This window comes from Microbacterium mangrovi, assembly GCF_000802305.1.
Lineage (GTDB): Bacteria > Actinomycetota > Actinomycetes > Actinomycetales > Microbacteriaceae > Microbacterium > Microbacterium mangrovi.
Window position 1 is genome coordinate 31,348 of sequence record NZ_JTDK01000001.1, and the last position, 17,874, is coordinate 49,221.

Genomic DNA, 17,874 nt, shown 5'->3' on the forward strand with positions numbered 1-17,874 from the left:
CTGGTGCCGGGACGGCTCCGGAGAACTGACCGGGTGCTCAGCCGCGGCGGGCGAGGAGTGACAGCCGGCTCAGCGCGCGCTCGACGTCGGGCGGCGGAGCGGTGGCCGCGGTGATCCGATCCGGCTCCCCGGCTGCGTGTACGTGCAGGGGGATGTCTCGGTCGTAGAGCACGTCGACGAGCGCGGCGAACCGGGCCAGCGGCTCCCGATCGACCGTCGAGAGATCGGGGACGCCGCGCACGGTCATCGTGGCCGCGGTCAGCGCCAGGTACTGCGCGACGCTGTGCGGGCGGACGCAGAGGTCGTCGAACGAGAAGACCGTCCCGGGTGCCTCGGGCGCGGTGTCGCTGTTCCACGTGCCGGCGGCGAAGCCGCGGTGCCGGTCGCGTCCGATCGTCCGATAGTCCGGCCCGTCGCCGACGTGGACCGTCTCGAGACGCGTGCGGATGAGGCCGATCGCCGGCAGGAACCGCTCGTGATACAGCGGGTCGGGCATCAGGTCTTCCGGCGCGTAGTTCGACGTCGCCACCAGCAGGATGCCGCTGTCGAGGATCGTGGAGAGCGTGGCCGTCAGGTAGACCCCGTCCGCGACGTCGTGCACGTGGAACTCGTCGAACAGCACCGCCCGGGCATCGCCGAGCAGATGCCGGATGGAGCGTTCCAGGGGTTCGCGTCGTCGCACGATCTGCGTCTGGAGGTCGCGGAAGAACTCGTGGAAGTGGACGCGGCGCGTGCGCGTGGTCGGCACCGCCGCGAGGTACGCCTCGGCGAGGAGGCTCTTGCCCCGGCCCACGGGTCCCCAGAGGTAGAGGCCGTGGCGAGTGGGACGGGCCATCGTGTCGATCGCGTCGAGTTGGGCGTCGTCGAAGGTCGCACCGGTGCGGTCCAGTGCGGCAAGGAACGGCTCGCGGGCGGCGGCGGTGAGCGGATGGCCTTGGGCATCCGCGCGGCGGGTGATCGTGGTCATGCCGCGGGGCGGTGCATCCGGATCTCGCGCACGCCGTCTTCGACCTTCTCCGCGCCGTCGGCGACGAACCGGTTGCGGCGGTAGAAGGCCTGGGCGCGCGGATTCGGGTCGGCGACCCACAGCACCGCCTCGTCGTCCGGGTCGATGACGGCGTCGAGCAGCCGGGCCCCGGCGCCGGAGCCCTGGTGCGCGGCGAGCAGGTACAGGGCGTACAGCTGCGGGATGCCGAGCTCTTCACCCGCCGGGTTGGCGAGGGCGAGCCCGACGATCTGCCCGTCGTGCTCGGCGACCGCGGCCCGATGCTCGGCGTACCGCGGATCAGTGAGCACGGCCGTCCAGAAGCGGCGGCGGCGCGGTTCGAACTCGGGGTCGTCGAGCAGCTGATCGGGGAAGAGCCCCCGATACGTCTCGCGCCACCCCTGCACGTGCACATGGGCCAGGCCCGGGATGTCTTCGGGATCAGCAGGGCGGACCAGCATCCCTCGACGCTACTCCCTGAAAGAGTGCTGGATGTCGAGGTTGCACAAGCTGGGATCAGACCGAGACCAACGGGTGGTCTGAGCATGTGGTTCTTCACTCGTCACGAACCGTGGCCCGGGCTGTGGATCGTGACGAGCGAACTCGCCGCAATGATGCTCGCTCGTCACGAATTGCCGCCAGCGGGGTGATTCGTGACGAGCGACGCGAAGCCTCCGCGCGGGACTCAGCCGGGGAGCAGGGCGGAGGTGCGAGGGCCGAGGCCCAGGGCCGAGGCCGCCGCCAGCTGCGCGGCCGTGTCGACGTCACGGCGCAGGGAGGAGGTGTCCGGCACCCCCAGGGCGACGCAGCCCAGGGCGACGTGCCGCGCGAACGACCCGTCGCCGAACGCCGAGGCCCACGGCATCCCCGGGGCGGCCGTGACGAGCGTCGTGCCCGTGCCGTCCGCGTCGGCGACGACCGCCCGGGGGAGGGATGCCGCCTCCCGCAGTGCCGCGGCGAGTTGATCGGGACGCAGTGCCGGCAGGTCGCCGAGCAGCGCGGCCCGGTACGCGTCGGAGCCGGCGAGGGATGCCCCCGCCGCGACCGCGGCATCCAGCCCGGCGCCCGGGTCGGGGCACACGTCTGCCCCGAGGGCCCGCGCTTCGCGTGCCGTCTGCTCGTCGTCGGTCACCACGATCACGCGCGCGGCCGCTGCCGCCGCGGCGATCGTGTCCAGGGCGATCGCCCGGGCGAGCTGCTCACGCCCGACCCCCGGCACGCGAAGCCGGGACTTGCCGTGCGTCGCGGGCTTGACCGGGATGACGATCGTCCAGCGCGTACCGGATGCAGGATCGATCGCTTTCGTCTCGACCGCTTCTCCCGTGTTCCCGCGGTCGGCGCCCGGTGGCGACGGGGTCGATCCTGCGTTCGGTACGCGACCGGACCCGGCGGCGCCGGCGGCGGCGCTCAAAGGTGCCCGTACCGCTCGCGGAGACGGGGGAGGATGTCGCGGGCGTACAGGTCGAGGAACTCCGGCTGGTCGAACCCCGGGTCGTGGAACACCAGGTGCCGGAACCCCATGTCGACGTACCGCCCGATCTGCTCGACGTGCTCGTCCGGGTCGGTCGACACGATGAACCGGGACGCGACGCGCTCGATCGGCAGTTCGGCGGCGAGCCGCTGCATCTCGATCGGATCGTGCACGTCGCGCTTCTCCTCGGGCGAGAGGGCCAGGGGCGCCCAGAACCGGGTCTTCTCGAGCGCGGTCTCGCGGTCGGGGTGGTACGAGACCTTGACCTCCATGAGGGTGTCGACGTCGGCGGCATCCCGACCCGCCTTCTCGAGGCCGTCCGCCAGAGCCGGCAGCAGCGTCTCCTCGTACAGCGACGCGGCCTTGCCGGAGGTGGTGATGTAGCCGTCGGCGATGCGCCCGGCCAGGCGGGTCGCCGCCGGACCCGAGGCCCCGATGTAGATCGGCACCCCGTTCGCCGGACGATCGTAGACGGTGGCGTCCTTCACCGAGTAGTAGGTGCCGTCGAACGTGACGCGCTCGCCGGCCCACAGCTCGCGCATGAGGGTGATCGCCTCTTTCATGCGCTGGAAGCGCTCGGGCGGCTCGGGCCACTCGAGTCCGAGCGTCACCTCGTTGAGCGCTTCGCCGGTGCCGACGCCGAGCACGACGCGGTCGGGATACATGACCGCGAGGGTCGCGAACGCCTGGGCGATGACCGCGGGGTGGTAGCGGAACGTCGGCGTCAGCACCGAGGTGCCGATGATGACCCGCGACGTGCGGGCCCCGAGCGCCCCGAGCCAGGGCAGCGCGGCGGGCGCGTGCCCGCCGTCGTGCATCCACGGCTGGAAGTGGTCCGACAGCCACACCGAGTCGAACCCGTGGCCCTCGGCCAGGACTCCGAAATCGATCAGCTCGTTCGGGCCGAACTGTTCGCTCGACGCCTTGTATCCCAGTCGCAGCATCACATGCCTTCCTTGACGGTTTGCAGGAATTCGGAGCCGTCGGCGTTGCGGAGCCGCTGACGGAAAGCATCCACCGTGCCCGGCCACAGCAGCGTCAGACGCCCGGAACGGTCATCGACGTACCAGTTGCGGCATCCGCCGGTGATCCACGGGGTGGATGCCGCGGCCCGGTCGATCTCGGCCGTCCACTCCGCCTCGGCCGCCGGGTCGACGCGCAGCACGCCGTCACGACCCGCGACGGTGCGGGCGAGGTACGCGGCCTGCTCCTCGAGCATCAGCACCGACGAATTGTGACCGAGCGCCGCGTTCGGGCCGTCGAGCACGAACAGGTTCGGGAACCCCGCCACCACCGTCGACGCGAACGCCGTCATCCCGCGGTGCCAGTGGTCGGCCAGGGTGTCGCGCTCGCCGGTGACCAGCGACGCGTACGGCTGGCGGGTCGAGGCGAATCCGGTGGCGAGCACCAGTGCGTCGACCTCGTGGCGGGCGCCGGAGGCCGCCACCAATGTGCGGCCCGACGCGCCGGCGAGGGCGGATGCCTCCAGCCGGACGCGTCCGGACGCGAGGGCCGGGTAGAAGTCGTCGGAGAGCAGCACCCGCTTGCAGCCGAACGCGTAGTCGGGGGTGAGTGCGCGGCGCAGGGCGGCATCCGGAACCTGCGCCTCGAGGTGGGCGAGCGCCACCGCGCGGGCCTCCGCGGCCGCCTGCGCGTCCCCCGAACGGGAGGCGTGCCGGGCCTCGCCTTCGAGATACAGGTCGTCGCGCAGCTCTTCGAGCAGCAGCGGGTCGCCCGCGAACGCGGTCTGCTCGGTCGCGCTGTACGGGCGGTCGCCCCGCGGGACGATCCAGGCCGGAGTGCGCTGGAACAGGGTGACGTCGGCCGACTCGGCGAGCACGGGGGTCAGCTGGACCGCGGATGCCCCGGTGCCGACGACGGCGACGCGGCGACCAGAGAGGTCGGCCGAGTGGTCCCAGCGCGACGAGTGGAAGATGGGGCCGGGGAATGAGGACAGGCCCGGAAGGTCGGGGATCGACGGCTCGGTCAGCCGCCCGCAGGCGAGCACCAGCACGTCGGCTTCGATCTCGTCGAGCCGCGGACCGGCGGTGCGGATCCGCCACGTCTCGGACTCGTCGTCCCAGCGGGCGCCCACCAGCGCGGTGTCGAACTCGGGCCGGATGCCCTCGCGCGCCGCGACCTGCTCGAGGTAGGAGCGGATCTCGCTGCCGCGCGCGTAGACGTGCGTCCAGTCGGGATTGGGATGCGCGGAGAACCCGTACAGGTGGCTGGGCACGTCGCAGGCCACTCCGGGGTAGGTGTTGTCCCGCCAGGTGCCCCCGATGGATGCCGCGCGCTCGATGACCAGCACGTCGTCCGTGCCGCCGCGGTGCAGCGCCATGGCGGCGCCGATTCCGGCGAATCCGGCGCCGACGACGAGCACTTCGACGCGGGTGGTGCGTTCCGTCTCGGGCGCGCTTCGCGCGTCCTCGCTCAACGACCGGTTCATGTTCCCTCGGTCGCTGAGCGCGCGAGGCGAGACGGAACGCGCGGGGCGGCTTCGGCACTCAGGTAGTCGGTGGTGCGCCGGCGGAACGGGCGGCGCAGGTGCGCGGCGATCCGCTCGGCATCCGCCACGGGAAGCTCGAGACCGTGCTCGATGCCGGCCGCGGGCTTCACGCGGCCGTCCAGCAGCGTGCCGCCGAGGTCGTCGCCGCCGGACTGCAGCAGCACCGCCGACGCGTCGCGGCCGACGCGCGTCCACGGGATCTGCACGTGTCCGATCGAGCCCGACAGCAGCAGGCGCGAGACGGCGACCATGGCGCGGTGCTCGTCGAGCGGCGCCCGGCCCGCGACCAGGGGAACGCCGCCCGCCGGCCCCGGCAGCGGGATCGGCACGAACTCGCGGAATCCGCCGGTGAGCGCCTGGATCCGGCGCAGCTCCCGCAGGTGTGCGATGCGCTCCGCCGCCGTCTCGACGTGCCCGTAGAACAGCACGCTGGTCGTGGAGAACCCGGCCCGGTGCACGGCGACGATCGTGTCGGTCCACCGGTCGATCTCCAGGTCGCCCGGCGCGACGAGGCGCCGCACCCGCTCGGAGAGAACCTTCACACCGGTGCCCGGCATGGTGTCGACACCGGCATCCCGCAACTGCTCCAGGGCGCGCTCGAGCGGGATGCCCGCCCGGTCGGCGAGGTCGCACGCATCCTGCGGGCGATAGGCGTGGAGGTGGATGCCGGGCTCGGCGGCCTTGATCGCGCGGGCCAGCGCGGCGTAGCCGGCCGGGTCTTCGGTCTCGGGCAGCCGCCCCTGCACGCAGAGCTCCGTCGCCCCGAGGTCGACGGCATCCTCCGCGATCGCGGCGGCGTCGGCCAGGGTGAACTCCTCCGGGGCGGTCGCGACGGCGCGCAGGCCGGTGGAGGTCAGGTTGCGGTTGACCACGATGCTGACGGCCTCGCCCACGGTGTAACGGCGCACGTCGTCGGCGACCGCGGCGAGCCGGTCGAGTTCGGGCCCGGTGGCGCCGAGCAGGGCGACCCATTCGGCGTCGTCGAGCGAGGCGGGGTCGGTGGCCGCGCGTTCGATGAGCCCGGTCAGGTTCCCCTCGGTCGTTGAGCGCCCTTCGTCTCGCTTCGCTCGCTCAGGGACCGCGACGCGAGACGAAAGGTGGCGACCGACCGGCAGCCCCTGCTCGGCGGCGAGACCCGTCGCGGGGTCGGCGAGGCGCGCGACCGGGCCATGCATGGCCGGGTCGAGCCAGCGGTCGGCATCCTGCACGTACGGCGGCTGCGCGGTGAGGCGTTCGCGCAGTTCGTAGCCGAGGGCGCCCGTGCGGGCGGCGAGGTCGACCAGCTGCGGCCAGGGACGCTCCGGGTTGACGTGGTCGGCGGTGAGCGGCGACACTCCGCCCCAGTCGTCGGCGCCGGCGCGCACGAGCAGATCGAGCTCGGCGGGGTCGGACAGGTTCGGCGGCACCTGGATGCGCATGCCGGGACCCATCACGATGCGGGCGGTCGCGACAGCGGCGACGTACTCGAGCAGATCGGCGTCGGGGGCATCCTGCATGGCGGTGCGCGGCTTCGCGCGGAAGTTCTGCACGATCACCTCCTGCACGTGCCTGTACCGGGCGTGGAGGTCTCGGATCGCCACCAGCGACTCGGCCCGGTCGCGCAGGGTCTCGCCGATGCCGACGAGGATGCCGGTGGTGAACGGGACGGAGGCCCGGCCGGCATCCTCGATCACCTGCAGCCGCACGGCCGGGTCCTTGTCGGGGGAGCCGAAGTGCACCTGCCCGCGCTCCTCGTAGAGGCGGCGGGACGTGGTCTCGAGCATCATCCCCATGGACGGCGCCGTCGGCCGGAGCGCGTCGAGCTCGTCGTACGACATGACGCCGGGGTTCAGGTGAGCGAGCATCCCCGTCTCGCGGGTGACGAGCCGGGCGATGTGGCCCACGTAGTCGAGGGTGGACGCGAAGCCGTGCTCGTCGAGCCAGGCGCGTGCCTCCGGCCAGCGGTCCTCGGGGCGGTCGCCGAGGGTGAGGAGCACCTCTTTGCAGCCGAGAGCCAGACCCTGCCGTGCCACGGACAGCACCTGCTCCTCGGACATGTAGGTGGGTTTGTGCAGCGTGCGCAGCTGGTTGGGGGTGTCGACGAACACGCAGTAGTGGCAGCGATCGCGGCACAGCGTCGTCAGCGGCACGAACACCTTGCGGGAGTACGTGATCACGCCCGGCCGGCCCGCGGCGGCAAGCCCTTCATCCCGGATCGCGCCCGCGCGTTCGAGCAGTTCGTCGAGGGCGGGCCCGGTGGATGCCAGCATCCGCTCGATCTCGTCGACGCTCATCGTCCCAGTCTGCCACTCGCCCGCGGGTGCGGCTCCGCGGGCGTCCTTGTCGGCAAACGCTCGGCTCCGGTGCCGGGTCGCCTGGCAGACTGGGACGCATGGTGTCTCTGCTGCTCGACTCGACGCAGCTCGACGTGCACATGAACGCGACCGAGCACGCGCTTTCATTCCGCAAACGGAATATCTCGATCGCGCGGTCGCAGATCACGCGCGTGCAGCTCACCGACGACGCGTGGACCTGGTTGCGCGGGGTGCCCGAGCCGGCGACCGTCATCCCGTCCGCCTTCGCCATCGGCACGTGGAAGTTCGTCGGCGGCAAGGACTTCGCCCTCATCCGCCGCCGGCGGCCGAGCGTCGTCATCGAGCTCGAAGGCCACCCGGAGTTCCAGCGGGTCATCGTGACCACCCGCCACGGCTTCGACCTCGTCCGCGAACTCGCCGAGTAGCGGCGGGGCGCCGAGACAGGGTCCCGCCGCCGAAACAAGTGCGCCGTGCACTTGTTTCGGCGGGAACACCTTGTCTCGCCGACGAAGGGCGCGCCGCGGCCCTGCCCTATGTCGCCCGGGTGAGCGGTCGGGCTTCGTGCTCGCCCGACAAGATTCGCGCCGCGTTGGGTCGAGTCCTGTCGGGTGAAGAGGGAGGGCGGAGCGCCCGCAGCGTGGACCGGGGATGGTCGGGTAGGTTGGGGGTGGGCCCGTGATGCGACCGTTGGAGGACGGTGTTGTGTCGAGTGGTCCGTTGACGTCCGGTCCGGTGGAGACCGCCACGGTGTTCAGTGGCGCGGGTTTGCTGGATGACGGCGCGCAGCTGGTGGACGCGATCCGTTCGGGCAACTGGGTGCAGGGGGGTCTGGCGTCGGTCGGTGGTGTCGTGGACACGGTGGCGGCCGTGTCGGATCCGATCGGGTCGCTGATCGCCGCCGGTCTGGGCTGGCTGGTCGATCATGTGCAGCCGCTGCGGGGCTGGTTCGACGATCTGACCGGCGATCCGGGACAGGTGGAGGCGTTCGCGCACACCTGGACGAACATCGAGAAGCGGTTGGATGCGTCTGCGCAGGAACTGTCCGACCGGGTGCGGGATCTGCACGATCTGGCGGGCGAGGCGATCGACGCGTACCGGCGTTTCCAGCGGGATGCCACCACGCACCTGGCTGCGGCGGGGTCGTGGGCGGGCGCGATGGCGTCCGGGCTTCGGGTGGCGTCCCAGGCCGTGCAGGTCGTGCACGACCTGGTGCGGGACGTGTTGTCGCAACTGGTCGGGTCGATCCTGTCGTGGACGGCGGAGGCGGTGTTCACCGTGGGGATCGCGACGCCGTGGATCGTCGAGCAGGTCACCACCCGGGCGGCATCCCTCGCGACGACCGTCGGGACCAAGGTGGTCGCGTTGCTGGGGTCGTTGCGATCGCTCGGCAGGCTGCTGGGCGAACTCGGGGAACTCCTCACCCGCGCCGGCCGTGTCTTCGAACGGGCGTTGACGGGGCCCGAACCGATGCCGGTGGGAGTTGCCTGGGACGGGGGCTCGGTCAGGATTCCTGCTCTGACGAAGGTGATGGCTGGATCGGCTCCGCATCAGCACATCGTCAGCCCGAGCGTGATGGCGGCCATGGCTGGGCATTCCGGTCCGGCCGGTGCCTCAGAGCACCCGAAGGGGGTTTGGTTCCCGAAACAGCCACTGCCCCGCAACTCGGACGGAAGTCTTGCCCCGACGACTGACTATCCTCATACGCAAGTCGGGCTCAAATCCGGTCGGCGCGGGAGCTATGCGCAAGCCCGGGAATTCGGTGCAAACGGCGTGCCAGTGCGTGACGTGGACTTCACAGACCATGGGCGGCCAGACGCTCATGCGAATCCTCACCAACACCGGTGGCATCCCAATCCAACAGGCGGCACTCCACGGCGTGGAGAGGCGGAGGCGGTCGAATGAACAACACAGTCACCGTGACGCGGGCCATGTTCGCCGACGGCCGGCTCATCGGCCTCGACGATGTCCTTTCCTCGATACGCACGTCGGAAAGGATAGAGTGGCGGATTCGCTCCCTCGACGCCACGCCCGAAGCGGGAACCGACATCGACCTTCTCGACCTCGAGCGTCGGGTGTCGGAGGCGGGCGCCCCGGGCTATCGCATGACCGCGGACGATCTGAGGAATCTGGCGCGACTTCTCTATCAGGTCATCGACTGCGACATCGCCGGCTACTCCCGCGACACGACCGGGGACCTCGAGGACGAGCCCATTGTGACGCTCGAGGCGTTCGACAGCACGGACTGGAACATCCGCTACGCGCCGGATCGGGTCACGCTCTCACTCGACATCTGAACCGCGCTGCGCCGCTCGTCAGTCGATGTCGCGGCGCCAGCCGATCAGCCAGCCGAGCACGATGAGCACCGCGGCGTAGCCGGCGAGCACGAGGCCGCCCGCCCACCACTCGAGCCCGGCCGAGGCGGCGCCGCCGGCGATCGCGTAGATGCTGTGTCCGACCAGCGAGTCGGATGCCGCCCCGGGCAGGTACCGGGTGACGCCGTCCATGCCCTTCACGAACGTGCCGACGACCGTCGCGATCGGGCCGATGAACTGGGTGAACGCGAGCACGATGACGATCGCGGCGACCTGGTTGCGCACGAGCGCACCGACGCCGAGGCCCACCAGGGCCCACAGTGCGAAGGCGAGCACGATGCGTCCCAGCATCGCCCAGGTGCCGCCCGCGTCGAGCTGGGTGTTCACGTCGTAGCCGGCGAGGATGCCCGCGGCGGGTGCGACCGAGACGAGCACGGTGAGGATGCCGTACACGGCGCCGATCACGAGGCCGATGATCACCTTCGCAGCCATCACGGTGCCGCGGCGGGGCGTCGCCAGGAACGTCGGCGTGAGGGTCTGATGGCGGTATTCGCCGGTCACCATCAGGGTGCCGAACAGCAGCGGGAACACGTAGCCGACCGACGCGCCCACGCTGTAGACGATGACCGCGAGGTCCTTGGACGGAACGCGCGGGCCGTTGCTCGCGGGGAGGACGCCGGTGGAGGTCGCCGCCAGCGAGAACGCCAGGCCGGCGCCGGTCATCCCCAGGTAGACGACGAGCACGAGCCCGAGGATCCACCACATCGACGTGGTGAACTGCTTGGTGTATTCGGCGCGGGTGGCGCGGGCCAGGCTCATCGCGCACCTCCTTCGGTCGCGGTCTCGGCGGCCGAGGCGTGCACGCGCTGCCCGCTCACGAGGTCGAGGAACACCTCTTCCAGCGACGGTCCCCGCCGCTGGAGCAGCGACAGGGCGACTCCGGCCCGGGCGGCGACCGCGCCGACGGCGACGGCATCCGCATCCGCGACCGCCAGCCCGTGCCGCAGGTTCTCGTAGCGCAGGCCCGCGGCGTCGAGCGCCGCGCACAGCGCCGGACGGTCGGGGGAGTCCACGACCGTGGCCAGCTCGCCCGGGTCGACGAGGTCTTCGATCCCGCCCTGGAAGACGAGTCGCCCGCGCGCGAGGATCAGCAGGCGGTCCACGGTCTGCTGCACCTCGGCCAGCAGGTGCGACGACACCAGCACGGTGCGGCCCTCGGCGGCGAGGGTGCGCAGCAGCGACCGCATCCAGCGGATCCCTTCCGGATCGAGCCCGTTGGCCGGCTCGTCGAGCACGAGCACGCCCGGGTCGCCGAGCAGCGCCTGTGCGAGCCCGAGCCGTTGCCGCATGCCGAGCGAGTACCCGCCGACCTTGCGGTTCGCGGCATCCTGCAGCCCCACCAGGGCCAGCACCTCGTCGACGCGTGGACGCGGGATGCCGGACGCCTGCGCGGAGATCGTCAGCGTGTTGCGCGCGGTGCGCCCGGGGTGGAACGAGGATGCCTCCAGGGCGGCGCCGACCGTCTGCAGCGGCTGCGCGAGCGCCGCGTACGGCTGCCCACCGATGGTGGAGTGGCCGGCCGTCGGCCGGACGAGGCCCAGCAGCATCCGCATCGTCGTCGTCTTGCCGGCCCCGTTGGGCCCCAGGAACCCGGTCACCACGCCGGGTTCGATCGTGGCCGAGAACCCGTCGACCGCGGTCACCCGGCCGAACCGCTTCGTGACTCCGTGGAACTCGATCAGTTGACCTGAAGGCATGCCTCCATCATGTCGGAATCGGGCCTGTGGATGATTCCCGACGCTGCACGGGCGCGCCGGGTAGCGTGAATCCTGTGACGGAACCCGTTGTTCTCGGTAATCAGGCAGTGCTCGCGCGATCCGCGGCCGGTGTCGGCCATCTGACCCTCAATCGTCCGCGGGCGATCAACGCCCTCGACGACGAGATGATCACGCAGATCCGGGCGGCGCTGGATGCCTGGCGCGACGACGCCGACGTGCAGTCCGTGCTGCTCGACGGCGCCGGCGAGCGAGGGCTGTGCGCCGGCGGCGACGTGCGCGCGCTCTACGACCAGGTGCGGGCCGGGCAGCTCGACCTCGTCGCCGGGTTCTTCCAGAACGAGTACACGATGAACGCGCAGATCGCCGAGTACCGGCATCCGATCGTGGCGCTCGCCGACGGCGTGACGATGGGCGGAGGCATCGGCCTCGCCGGGCACGCGGCCGTGCGCGTGGTCACCGAGCGCTCCAAGCTCGCGATGCCGGAGACCCGCATCGGGTTCACGCCCGATGTCGGCGGCACCTGGCTGCTCGGGCGTGCCCCGGGCCGGGTGGGGGAGTTCCTCGCGACGACGTGCGCGACGATGGATGCCGCCGACGCCGTGTACGCGGGGTTCGCCGACCATCTCGTCCCGTCCGCGCACCTCGGCGACCTGCGCGATGCGCTGCAGACGCGCGCCGACCCGGGCGGCCCGAGCGAGCTTGTGCTGCTGTTCGACGAGACCCCCGAGACCTCGAACCTGGAGAGGTGGCGGGGCTGGATCGACGAGTGCTTCGCCGCCGACACCGTTCCCGAGATCATCGACCGGCTGCACGCGGCGGGCGATCCGGAGGCGACGGCGACCGCCGAGCGGATGACCGACCTGGCGCCCACCGGGATGGCGGTCACGCTGGAGTCCGTGCGCCGTGCGCGGGCGGCATCCGGCCTGCGCGAGGTGCTCGTCCAGGAGTACGGGCTGGTGATGTGGTTCGCGACCACGCAGCCCGACCTCGTCGAAGGCATCCGGGCGCAGCTCGTCGACAAGGACCGCACTCCCCGCTGGAACCCGGCGACCCCCGCCGAGGTGCCGGCTGCGACCATCGCCGACGCGTTCGCCTTCGTTCCCGAGCGGCCGCTCTGGCAGGACTGACGCGTGTTCGACAGTCCGCTCTCCGCCTCTGCGTATGAGGTGCTGCGCGTCGATCGGACCGCCACCGAAGACGACCTGCGCCGCGCCTACCGGCTGCGACTGCGGCAGACGCATCCGGACACCGGTGGGGATGCCGCCCAGTTCGTGCAGGTGCAGCGGGCGTGGGAGCTCATCGGCACGCCCGAGGCCCGGGCCGCCTACGACCGCGGCCGCGGCGGGGCGTCCGCACCCGAGGGTGCCGGGCCGGCGGCATCCGCCCCCGACGCCATGCACTGGGGCGCGTCGCCGCGCACGACCGCGCCAGGAACCCGGCAGCGGGCACGATCGTACGGGCAACCCGGCGGCTGGCGCCGGGAACGCTACCTCGACCTCATCCGCGAGTGGTCGGGCCGGGGGCGCGAGCTCGCCGACCCGTACGACCCCGCCCTGGTGCGCGCGGCACCGTATGAGATCAGGCGCCTGCTCGCCGACGCCCTGGCCGAGGAGGCGACGGCGCGGATCATCGCCGACCTGGGCATGGGCTACACGGTGTGGCACGACGTCGCCGTCGCGAGCTCCGACGCGAAGATCGACCACATCGTGCTCGGGCCGAGCGGCCTGTACGGCATCCTCTCCGAGGACTTCGGCGGCCCGGTGCGGGTGCGGCGCGGGGAGATCATCGGGGACGCCGTGCCGGGTGCCCCGATCGCGGGCCTCCTGCAGGGGATGAAGGCGATCAGCCGCGCCGGGCGCCTGAAGTTCGGCGGGGCGATCGTGGTGCTGCCCGACGAAGACGTCCCCGTGCCGATCGACGAGCTCGGCAAGGTGCACGGGATGCCGACGGCCGTCGTCGCGCGGTCGTCGCTGTCGACCGTGCTGCGGCGCGGCGTCACCGGGGCGCGGTCCATCGGCGGCACCGAGCAGTTCGCGACCCGCGACCGGCTCAACCAGATCGTCCGCTTCGCCTAGAACCCGGGGGTCGTGCCCGCGGGTCGGGCGGGCTGAGCCTGTCGAAGCCCAGGGCCTCAGTCCTTCGTGATGCCCCAGAGCTGGGCGGGGTGGGTGAGGCGCCACCACGGGGTCGGCGGGTCGACGTCGCGGGCGAGCACCGCGTCGACCTTCGCCGAATCGAGCGGGCCGGTGGCCCGGACCGATCCCACGACCGAGCCCTTGGTGCGCTGGTCGTGCAGGGTGAGCGAGGTCGACACGTCGGCGGCATCCCCGTTCCACAGCACGACGCCCGCATCGTCGCGGGCCACGACCGGTACCTTCTCGCCCCACACCGTCCGCACCTCGCCGACCGTGGTGCCGCGCGGCACCGACGGCTTCACGCGCAGCTGCTTCTCGAGCTGGGCGAACAGGTCGCGGGTCACGGCGTTGCGGGCGGCTTCGCTGGGCTGGTACAGCGTGGTCGCGAACAGTCGCACTTTCACGCCGTTGACCTGGATCGTCTTGCCGGCGAGCAGGTCGTAGCCGACCAGGGTGCCCGTCTTGAGGCCGTCCACGCCGTCGTCGGTCACGATGCCGTTGGTGTTGTGCACCGTCCCCGCTCCGGGCAGGTGCACCTCGTGCATCCCGACGATGCCCGCCACCGTGGAATCCTTCATGGCGAGCGCGGCCAGCTTCATCAGGGCTTCGGGCGTGGCCTTGTTGCCCCGCTCGAACCCGGTCGGATCGACGATCGTGATCCCGGTGATGCCGTTCTTGTGCAGCAGCCCGGTCGCCGCCGCGACGAACGCGGCGTTGCTGCCGAAGGTGTCCTTGCTGATGCGGTCGGCGTAGTTCGACGCGGACCCGATGAGGATGCCCTGCAGCATCTGGTACTGGGTCAGCGACCCGCCGACCGGCACGTCGAGGGCCGACTCGTTGCGCTGGAGGTAGTGGTGGTAGCTCACGCGGTCTTTCGCGGTGAACCGGTACCGCGGGCCCTGCCCGCTCGCCAGCGGCTTGCGCTCGAGGACGGTGAGGACGGTGACGACCTTGGTGATGCTCGCCATCGACAGCTGCGCCGAGGTGGATGCCGGCGTGCCGGTGAACGAGGGCACCGAGACGGCTCCCGCACCGTGCTTCGGCCACGTCATCGTGACCTTGTCGGACGGGACGGGGGTCACCGCGACGGCGGCGACCTTCGGCGCGATCGCGTCGATCGGCCAGAACAGCGTGGTGCCGCAGTAGGCGGCCAGGAGGGCGACCACCACGACGATCGGCACCCAGATCGCCGCGCGCCGCCGGCGGCGCCGCGGCACCAGGCTCGGCACGGCGTCGGGCGCGGGCGTGGCGCCGAGGTCGTCGAACAGCCGGTCGCCCGCGGGCCCGTGTTCCGCGGCATCCGGACCGGCGACGGTCGCGGGGTCGGCGGAGGTCATCGGGCCAACCTATCGCGGTATGCTGAACGCAAACCACGGGAGTCCGGTGTGCCGGGCTGAGAGGAAGCAACCCAGCTTCGACCGTCGAACCTGATCCGGATCATGCCGGCGCAGGGAGGAGAGAGATGATGCGTTCGTCCACCACCGATCGGCCCGCGAAGGCCGAATCGAATCCGTCGTCCGCGCACCGTCTGCGGTGGCGCGTCGTCGACATCGTCGTCGCCAGCGTGCTCGGCGTCGCCACGGGCCTGGTGTTCCTGCTCTGGGACCTCGCGCACGTCGGCCCCAGCGCCCTGCTGACGCCGCTGCTTCCGGGCCTTCAGGGCCTGCTCAACGGACCGTGGCTGCTGGCGGGTGTGCTCGGCGCGCTGATCGTGCGAAAGCCGGGCGCGGCCGTGTACACCGAGATCGTCGCCGCGGTCGTCGAGTCCCTCGTCGGCAACCAGTGGGGCGGCCTGCTCACCATCGAGGCCGGCCTCGTGCAGGGTCTCGGTGTCGAACTCGTCGTGGCGCTGTTCCTCTACCGCCGGTTCGACCTGCCGGTGGCTCTGCTGGCCGGTGCCGCCGCCGGTGTCTTCGGCGCCTGCAACGACCTGGTGCTCTGGTACCCCGGCTCCGCACCGGGCTTCGCCGTCACGTACCTCGTCACGAGTGCGATCTCGGGAGCGGTGCTGGCGGGTCTGGTCGGCTGGCTGATCACCAAGGGCCTGGCGCGCACCGGCGCGCTGGACCGCTTCGCCGCCGGGCGCGAGGCCCGCGGCCGCGTCTGAGACCGTGGGCGACGCACGACCCGTCGCCGTCGACGCGCGCGACTGGGGCTGGCGGTACGCCTCCCGCCTGGCGTGGGCGGTGCAGGGCGCCACGTTCCGCATCGAACCCGGCGAGCGGGTGCTGCTGCTCGGGGCATCCGGCGCCGGCAAGTCGACGCTGCTGCACGGGCTCGCGGGCGTGCTCGGCGGGGCCGACGAGGGCGAGTCGCACGGGACGCTGCTGATCGACGGCGCAGACCCCGTCGCGGTGCGCGGCCGCGCGGGCCTCGTGCTGCAGGACCCCGACTCGCAGGTGATCCTGGCCCGGGTCGGCGACGACGTCGCGTTCGGATGCGAGAACCTCGGCGTCCCGCGCGACGAGATCTGGCGGCGCGTGCGGGAGGCGCTGGATGCCACCGGGCTCGACGTCGACCTGCAGCATCCCACCGCGCGGCTGTCGGGCGGGCAGAAGCAGCGCCTGGCGCTCGCCGGCGTCACGGCGATGCGCCCCGGGCTGCTGCTGCTGGATGAGCCCACCGCGAACCTCGACCCCGCCGGCGTGATCGAGGTGCGCGACGCCGTCGACCGTGTCGTCGCCCGGACCGGCGCGACGCTGGTCGTGGTCGAGCACCGGGTGGATGTCTGGCTCCCCGTCGTGGACCGGGTCATCGTGCTCGGACGGGACGGGGTCGTCGCCGACGGACCGCCCGAGCGCGTCCTGGCGGCATCCGGCGCGGACCTGGCGCGCGAGGGCGTGTGGATCCCGGGGCACGCGCCGCGGGTGCCGCAGCCCGGGGGCGCGGTGCCGGGGGAGACGCTGCTGCGCGCCACCGACCTGGCCGTCGGACGAGTCCGCGGGTCGGCGGTGCGCACCGGGATCGACCTGGGCATCCCGGCCGGTGTCGTCACCGCGGTGACCGGCCCCAACGGGGTCGGCAAGTCGACGCTCGGACTCACCCTGGCGGGCCTCCTGCCCCCGATCCGTGGCGAGGTCGCGGCATCCGGTTCCCTCGCCGGTGGCGCCGGTCCGGCGCCCATCCGGTGGACCTCGAAGCAGCTGCTGACCCGCATCGGCACGGTGTTCCAGGATCCGGAGCACCAGCTGCTCGGCAAGACGGTGCGCGAGGAGCTCGAGATCGGGCCGCGTGCGCTCGGGCTCGGGCCGGGCGACATCGCCGACCGGGTCGACGACCTGCTCGACCGCCTGCGGCTGCGCCGGCTCGAGAAGGCCAACCCGTACACGCTGTCCGGGGGTGAGAAGCGCCGGCTCACGGTCGCCGCGGCCCTCGCGACGCGCCCGCGGGTGCTGATCCTCGACGAGCCGACGTTCGGCCAGGATGCCCGCACCTGGGCGGAACTGGCCACGATGCTGGCCGGGCTCGCCGCCGCGGGCTCCGCCGTCGTCGCCATCACGCACGACGAGGCCCTGATCGACGCGCTCGGGGCATCCCGCATCGCCCTCGCGGGGGTGCCGGCATGACGCTGCTGCTGGACACCCACGCCCGCACCGGCACGATCGCCCGGATCAACCCGGTCGCCAAGCTCGGGGCCGCGTTCCTCGTCGCCGTGCCACTCGTGTTCACGATCGACATCGTGTCGGCCGCGACCGCGCTCGTGCTCGAGGCGCTGCTGCTGCCGTTCGCGGGGCTCGGCTGGCGGGAGTTCTGGGTGCGCACGTGGCCGGTGTGGCTGGCTGCGCCCCTGACCGCCGTGACGATCGCGCTGTACGGGCAGCAGTCCGGAACCGTCTACGTGGACGGCTGGATCGTGCACATCAGCTCAGGGTCGCTGCAGCTGGCGATCGCGACGATGTTCCGGGTGCTCGCGGTCGCGCTGCCGTCGGTGGTGCTGTTCGCGACCGTCGATCCGACCGACCTCGCCGACGGGCTGGGCCAGGTGCTCCACCTGCCGGCGCGGTTCGTGATGGGGGGCCTGGCCGGGCTGCGCATGGTCGGGCTGTTCCTCGACGACTGGCGGGCGCTGGAGCTCGCGCGTCGCGCGCGCGGGGTCGCCGACCGGGGCCGGCTGCGCCGGTTCCTCGGGATGGCGTTCGCGCTGCTGGTGCTGTCGCTGCGTCGCGGTTCCAAGCTGGCCACGGCGATGGAGGCGCGCGGCTTCGGGGCGCCGGGGGAGCGCACGTGGGCCCGCGAGTCGCGCTTCGGCGGACGGGAGTGGGCGATGCTCGGTCTCGGCGCCGCGATCGCCGCGATCTCGGTGGCCGCCGCCGTGGCCGCCGGCACGTGGAACTTCATCCTCGGCCCGGCCTGACGCGGGCCGCTCGGCACGGCCGCGGATCCGTCACGA

Annotated in this window: 17 protein-coding genes and 1 riboswitch; of the genes, 8 read left to right on the plus strand and 9 right to left on the minus strand. The window is 72.2% G+C overall.

All coding sequences use genetic code 11. The features are described 5' to 3' along the window. Positions 1-37: 37 nt before the first annotated feature. From zapE to cofG, 6 genes are all read right to left on the minus strand, one after another. On the minus strand, positions 38-967 hold the full coding sequence (zapE, locus tag LK09_RS00180; RefSeq protein ID WP_052226226.1) for a cell division protein ZapE: 930 nt from the start codon (positions 965-967) through the stop codon (positions 38-40). Then, positions 964-1,446: a GNAT family N-acetyltransferase gene (locus tag LK09_RS00185; RefSeq protein ID WP_039394041.1), complete on the minus strand. Its 483-nt coding sequence runs from the start codon at positions 1,444-1,446 to the stop codon at positions 964-966. The genes zapE and LK09_RS00185 overlap by 4 nt, the downstream gene beginning before the upstream one ends. A 224-nt stretch (positions 1,447-1,670) precedes the next feature. Continuing rightward, positions 1,671-2,396, minus strand: coding sequence for a 2-phospho-L-lactate guanylyltransferase (gene cofC / locus LK09_RS21675; protein ID WP_231562909.1), 726 nt, complete (start codon positions 2,394-2,396; stop codon positions 1,671-1,673). After that, the gene (fgd, locus tag LK09_RS21680) at positions 2,393-3,400 is read right to left on the minus strand and encodes a glucose-6-phosphate dehydrogenase (coenzyme-F420) (RefSeq protein WP_039394045.1); all 1,008 of its coding nucleotides are present in this window, start codon (positions 3,398-3,400) and stop codon (positions 2,393-2,395) included. Before fgd ends, cofC begins: the two co-directional genes overlap by 4 nt. Continuing rightward, positions 3,400-4,905: a flavin-containing monooxygenase gene (locus tag LK09_RS00200; RefSeq protein ID WP_052226227.1), complete on the minus strand. Its 1,506-nt coding sequence runs from the start codon at positions 4,903-4,905 to the stop codon at positions 3,400-3,402. The genes fgd and LK09_RS00200 overlap by 1 nt, the downstream gene beginning before the upstream one ends. After that, positions 4,902-7,238, minus strand: a complete 2,337-nt coding sequence (gene cofG / locus LK09_RS00205) for a 7,8-didemethyl-8-hydroxy-5-deazariboflavin synthase CofG (RefSeq protein WP_039394048.1) — start codon at positions 7,236-7,238, stop codon at positions 4,902-4,904. The genes LK09_RS00200 and cofG overlap by 4 nt, the downstream gene beginning before the upstream one ends. Positions 7,239-7,336: 98 nt before the next feature. On the opposite strand from cofG, the gene LK09_RS00210 reads away from it, so the two are divergent. From LK09_RS00210 to LK09_RS00220, 3 genes are all read left to right on the plus strand, one after another. After that, positions 7,337-7,684 (plus strand): hypothetical protein, encoded by a 348-nt coding sequence (locus LK09_RS00210; protein WP_052226228.1) that lies wholly within the window; start codon positions 7,337-7,339, stop codon positions 7,682-7,684. Positions 7,685-7,976: 292 nt separating this feature from the next. Next, positions 7,977-9,161 (plus strand): hypothetical protein, encoded by a 1,185-nt coding sequence (locus LK09_RS20415; RefSeq protein WP_156138584.1) that lies wholly within the window; start codon positions 7,977-7,979, stop codon positions 9,159-9,161. A gap of 26 nt (positions 9,162-9,187) precedes the next feature. Next, the gene (locus LK09_RS00220; protein ID WP_039394052.1) at positions 9,188-9,553 is read left to right on the plus strand and encodes a Coa1/Tim21 domain-containing protein; all 366 of its coding nucleotides are present in this window, start codon (positions 9,188-9,190) and stop codon (positions 9,551-9,553) included. A gap of 18 nt (positions 9,554-9,571) precedes the next feature. Here the strand turns inward: LK09_RS00220 and LK09_RS00225 are convergent, their stop codons facing one another. Together LK09_RS00225 and LK09_RS00230 are read right to left on the minus strand one after the other, a co-directional pair. Then, positions 9,572-10,390 carry an ABC transporter permease subunit gene (locus tag LK09_RS00225; RefSeq protein WP_039394055.1) on the minus strand — a complete coding sequence of 273 codons (819 nt, stop codon included), beginning with the start codon at positions 10,388-10,390 and terminating at the stop codon, positions 9,572-9,574. After that, positions 10,387-11,328: an ABC transporter ATP-binding protein gene (locus tag LK09_RS00230; RefSeq protein WP_039394058.1), complete on the minus strand. Its 942-nt coding sequence runs from the start codon at positions 11,326-11,328 to the stop codon at positions 10,387-10,389. The genes LK09_RS00225 and LK09_RS00230 overlap by 4 nt, the downstream gene beginning before the upstream one ends. 74 nt (positions 11,329-11,402) lie before the next feature. Here LK09_RS00230 and LK09_RS00235 point away from each other — a divergent pair, with 74 nt between their 5' ends. Continuing rightward, complete coding sequence (locus LK09_RS00235) at positions 11,403-12,476, plus strand: enoyl-CoA hydratase/isomerase family protein (protein WP_231562910.1); 1,074 nt, start codon at positions 11,403-11,405, stop codon at positions 12,474-12,476. Between the two features lie 3 nt (positions 12,477-12,479). Beyond that, a complete protein-coding gene (locus tag LK09_RS00240; protein ID WP_039394063.1) occupies positions 12,480-13,424 on the plus strand; it encodes a DnaJ domain-containing protein in 945 nt (314 codons plus the stop codon). A 56-nt stretch (positions 13,425-13,480) separates the two neighbouring features. On the opposite strand, the gene LK09_RS00245 is transcribed toward LK09_RS00240, so the two are convergent. Next, entirely contained in the window at positions 13,481-14,821 is a 1,341-nt protein-coding gene (locus LK09_RS00245) for a D-alanyl-D-alanine carboxypeptidase family protein (RefSeq protein WP_052226230.1), read from the minus strand. A gap of 25 nt (positions 14,822-14,846) precedes the next feature. Next, a riboswitch (TPP riboswitch) is annotated at positions 14,847-14,955 on the plus strand. On the opposite strand from LK09_RS00245, the gene LK09_RS00250 reads away from it, so the two are divergent. From LK09_RS00250 to LK09_RS00260, 3 genes are all read left to right on the plus strand, one after another. Next, on the plus strand, positions 14,947-15,591 hold the full coding sequence (locus LK09_RS00250; protein WP_039394066.1) for an ECF transporter S component: 645 nt from the start codon (positions 14,947-14,949) through the stop codon (positions 15,589-15,591). (Overlaps the previous riboswitch by 9 nt.) Before the next feature lie 4 nt (positions 15,592-15,595). Continuing rightward, positions 15,596-17,050, plus strand: coding sequence for an ABC transporter ATP-binding protein (locus LK09_RS00255; RefSeq protein WP_197060932.1), 1,455 nt, complete (start codon positions 15,596-15,598; stop codon positions 17,048-17,050). After that, positions 17,047-17,838, plus strand: a complete 792-nt coding sequence (locus LK09_RS00260) for an energy-coupling factor transporter transmembrane component T family protein (protein ID WP_039394069.1) — start codon at positions 17,047-17,049, stop codon at positions 17,836-17,838. The genes LK09_RS00255 and LK09_RS00260 overlap by 4 nt, the downstream gene beginning before the upstream one ends. Positions 17,839-17,874: the final 36 nt, after the last annotated feature.

Coding starts and splice junctions, on each gene's coding strand:
- LK09_RS00230 (WP_039394058.1), bottom strand. CDS start 11,328: ATGCCTTCAGGTCAACTGATCGAGTTCCACGGAGTCACGAAGCGGTTC.
- LK09_RS00185 (WP_039394041.1), bottom strand. CDS start 1,446: ATGCTGGTCCGCCCTGCTGATCCCGAAGACATCCCGGGCCTGGCCCAT.
- LK09_RS00245 (WP_052226230.1), bottom strand. CDS start 14,821: ATGACCTCCGCCGACCCCGCGACCGTCGCCGGTCCGGATGCCGCGGAA.
- fgd (WP_039394045.1), bottom strand. CDS start 3,400: ATGCTGCGACTGGGATACAAGGCGTCGAGCGAACAGTTCGGCCCGAAC.
- cofG (WP_039394048.1), bottom strand. CDS start 7,238: ATGAGCGTCGACGAGATCGAGCGGATGCTGGCATCCACCGGGCCCGCC.
- LK09_RS00200 (WP_052226227.1), bottom strand. CDS start 4,905: ATGAACCGGTCGTTGAGCGAGGACGCGCGAAGCGCGCCCGAGACGGAA.
- LK09_RS00220 (WP_039394052.1), top strand. CDS start 9,188: ATGTTCGCCGACGGCCGGCTCATCGGCCTCGACGATGTCCTTTCCTCG.
- LK09_RS00250 (WP_039394066.1), top strand. CDS start 14,947: ATGATGCGTTCGTCCACCACCGATCGGCCCGCGAAGGCCGAATCGAAT.
- LK09_RS00210 (WP_052226228.1), top strand. CDS start 7,337: ATGGTGTCTCTGCTGCTCGACTCGACGCAGCTCGACGTGCACATGAAC.
- LK09_RS00260 (WP_039394069.1), top strand. CDS start 17,047: ATGACGCTGCTGCTGGACACCCACGCCCGCACCGGCACGATCGCCCGG.
- LK09_RS00225 (WP_039394055.1), bottom strand. CDS start 10,390: ATGAGCCTGGCCCGCGCCACCCGCGCCGAATACACCAAGCAGTTCACC.
- zapE (WP_052226226.1), bottom strand. CDS start 967: ATGACCACGATCACCCGCCGCGCGGATGCCCAAGGCCATCCGCTCACC.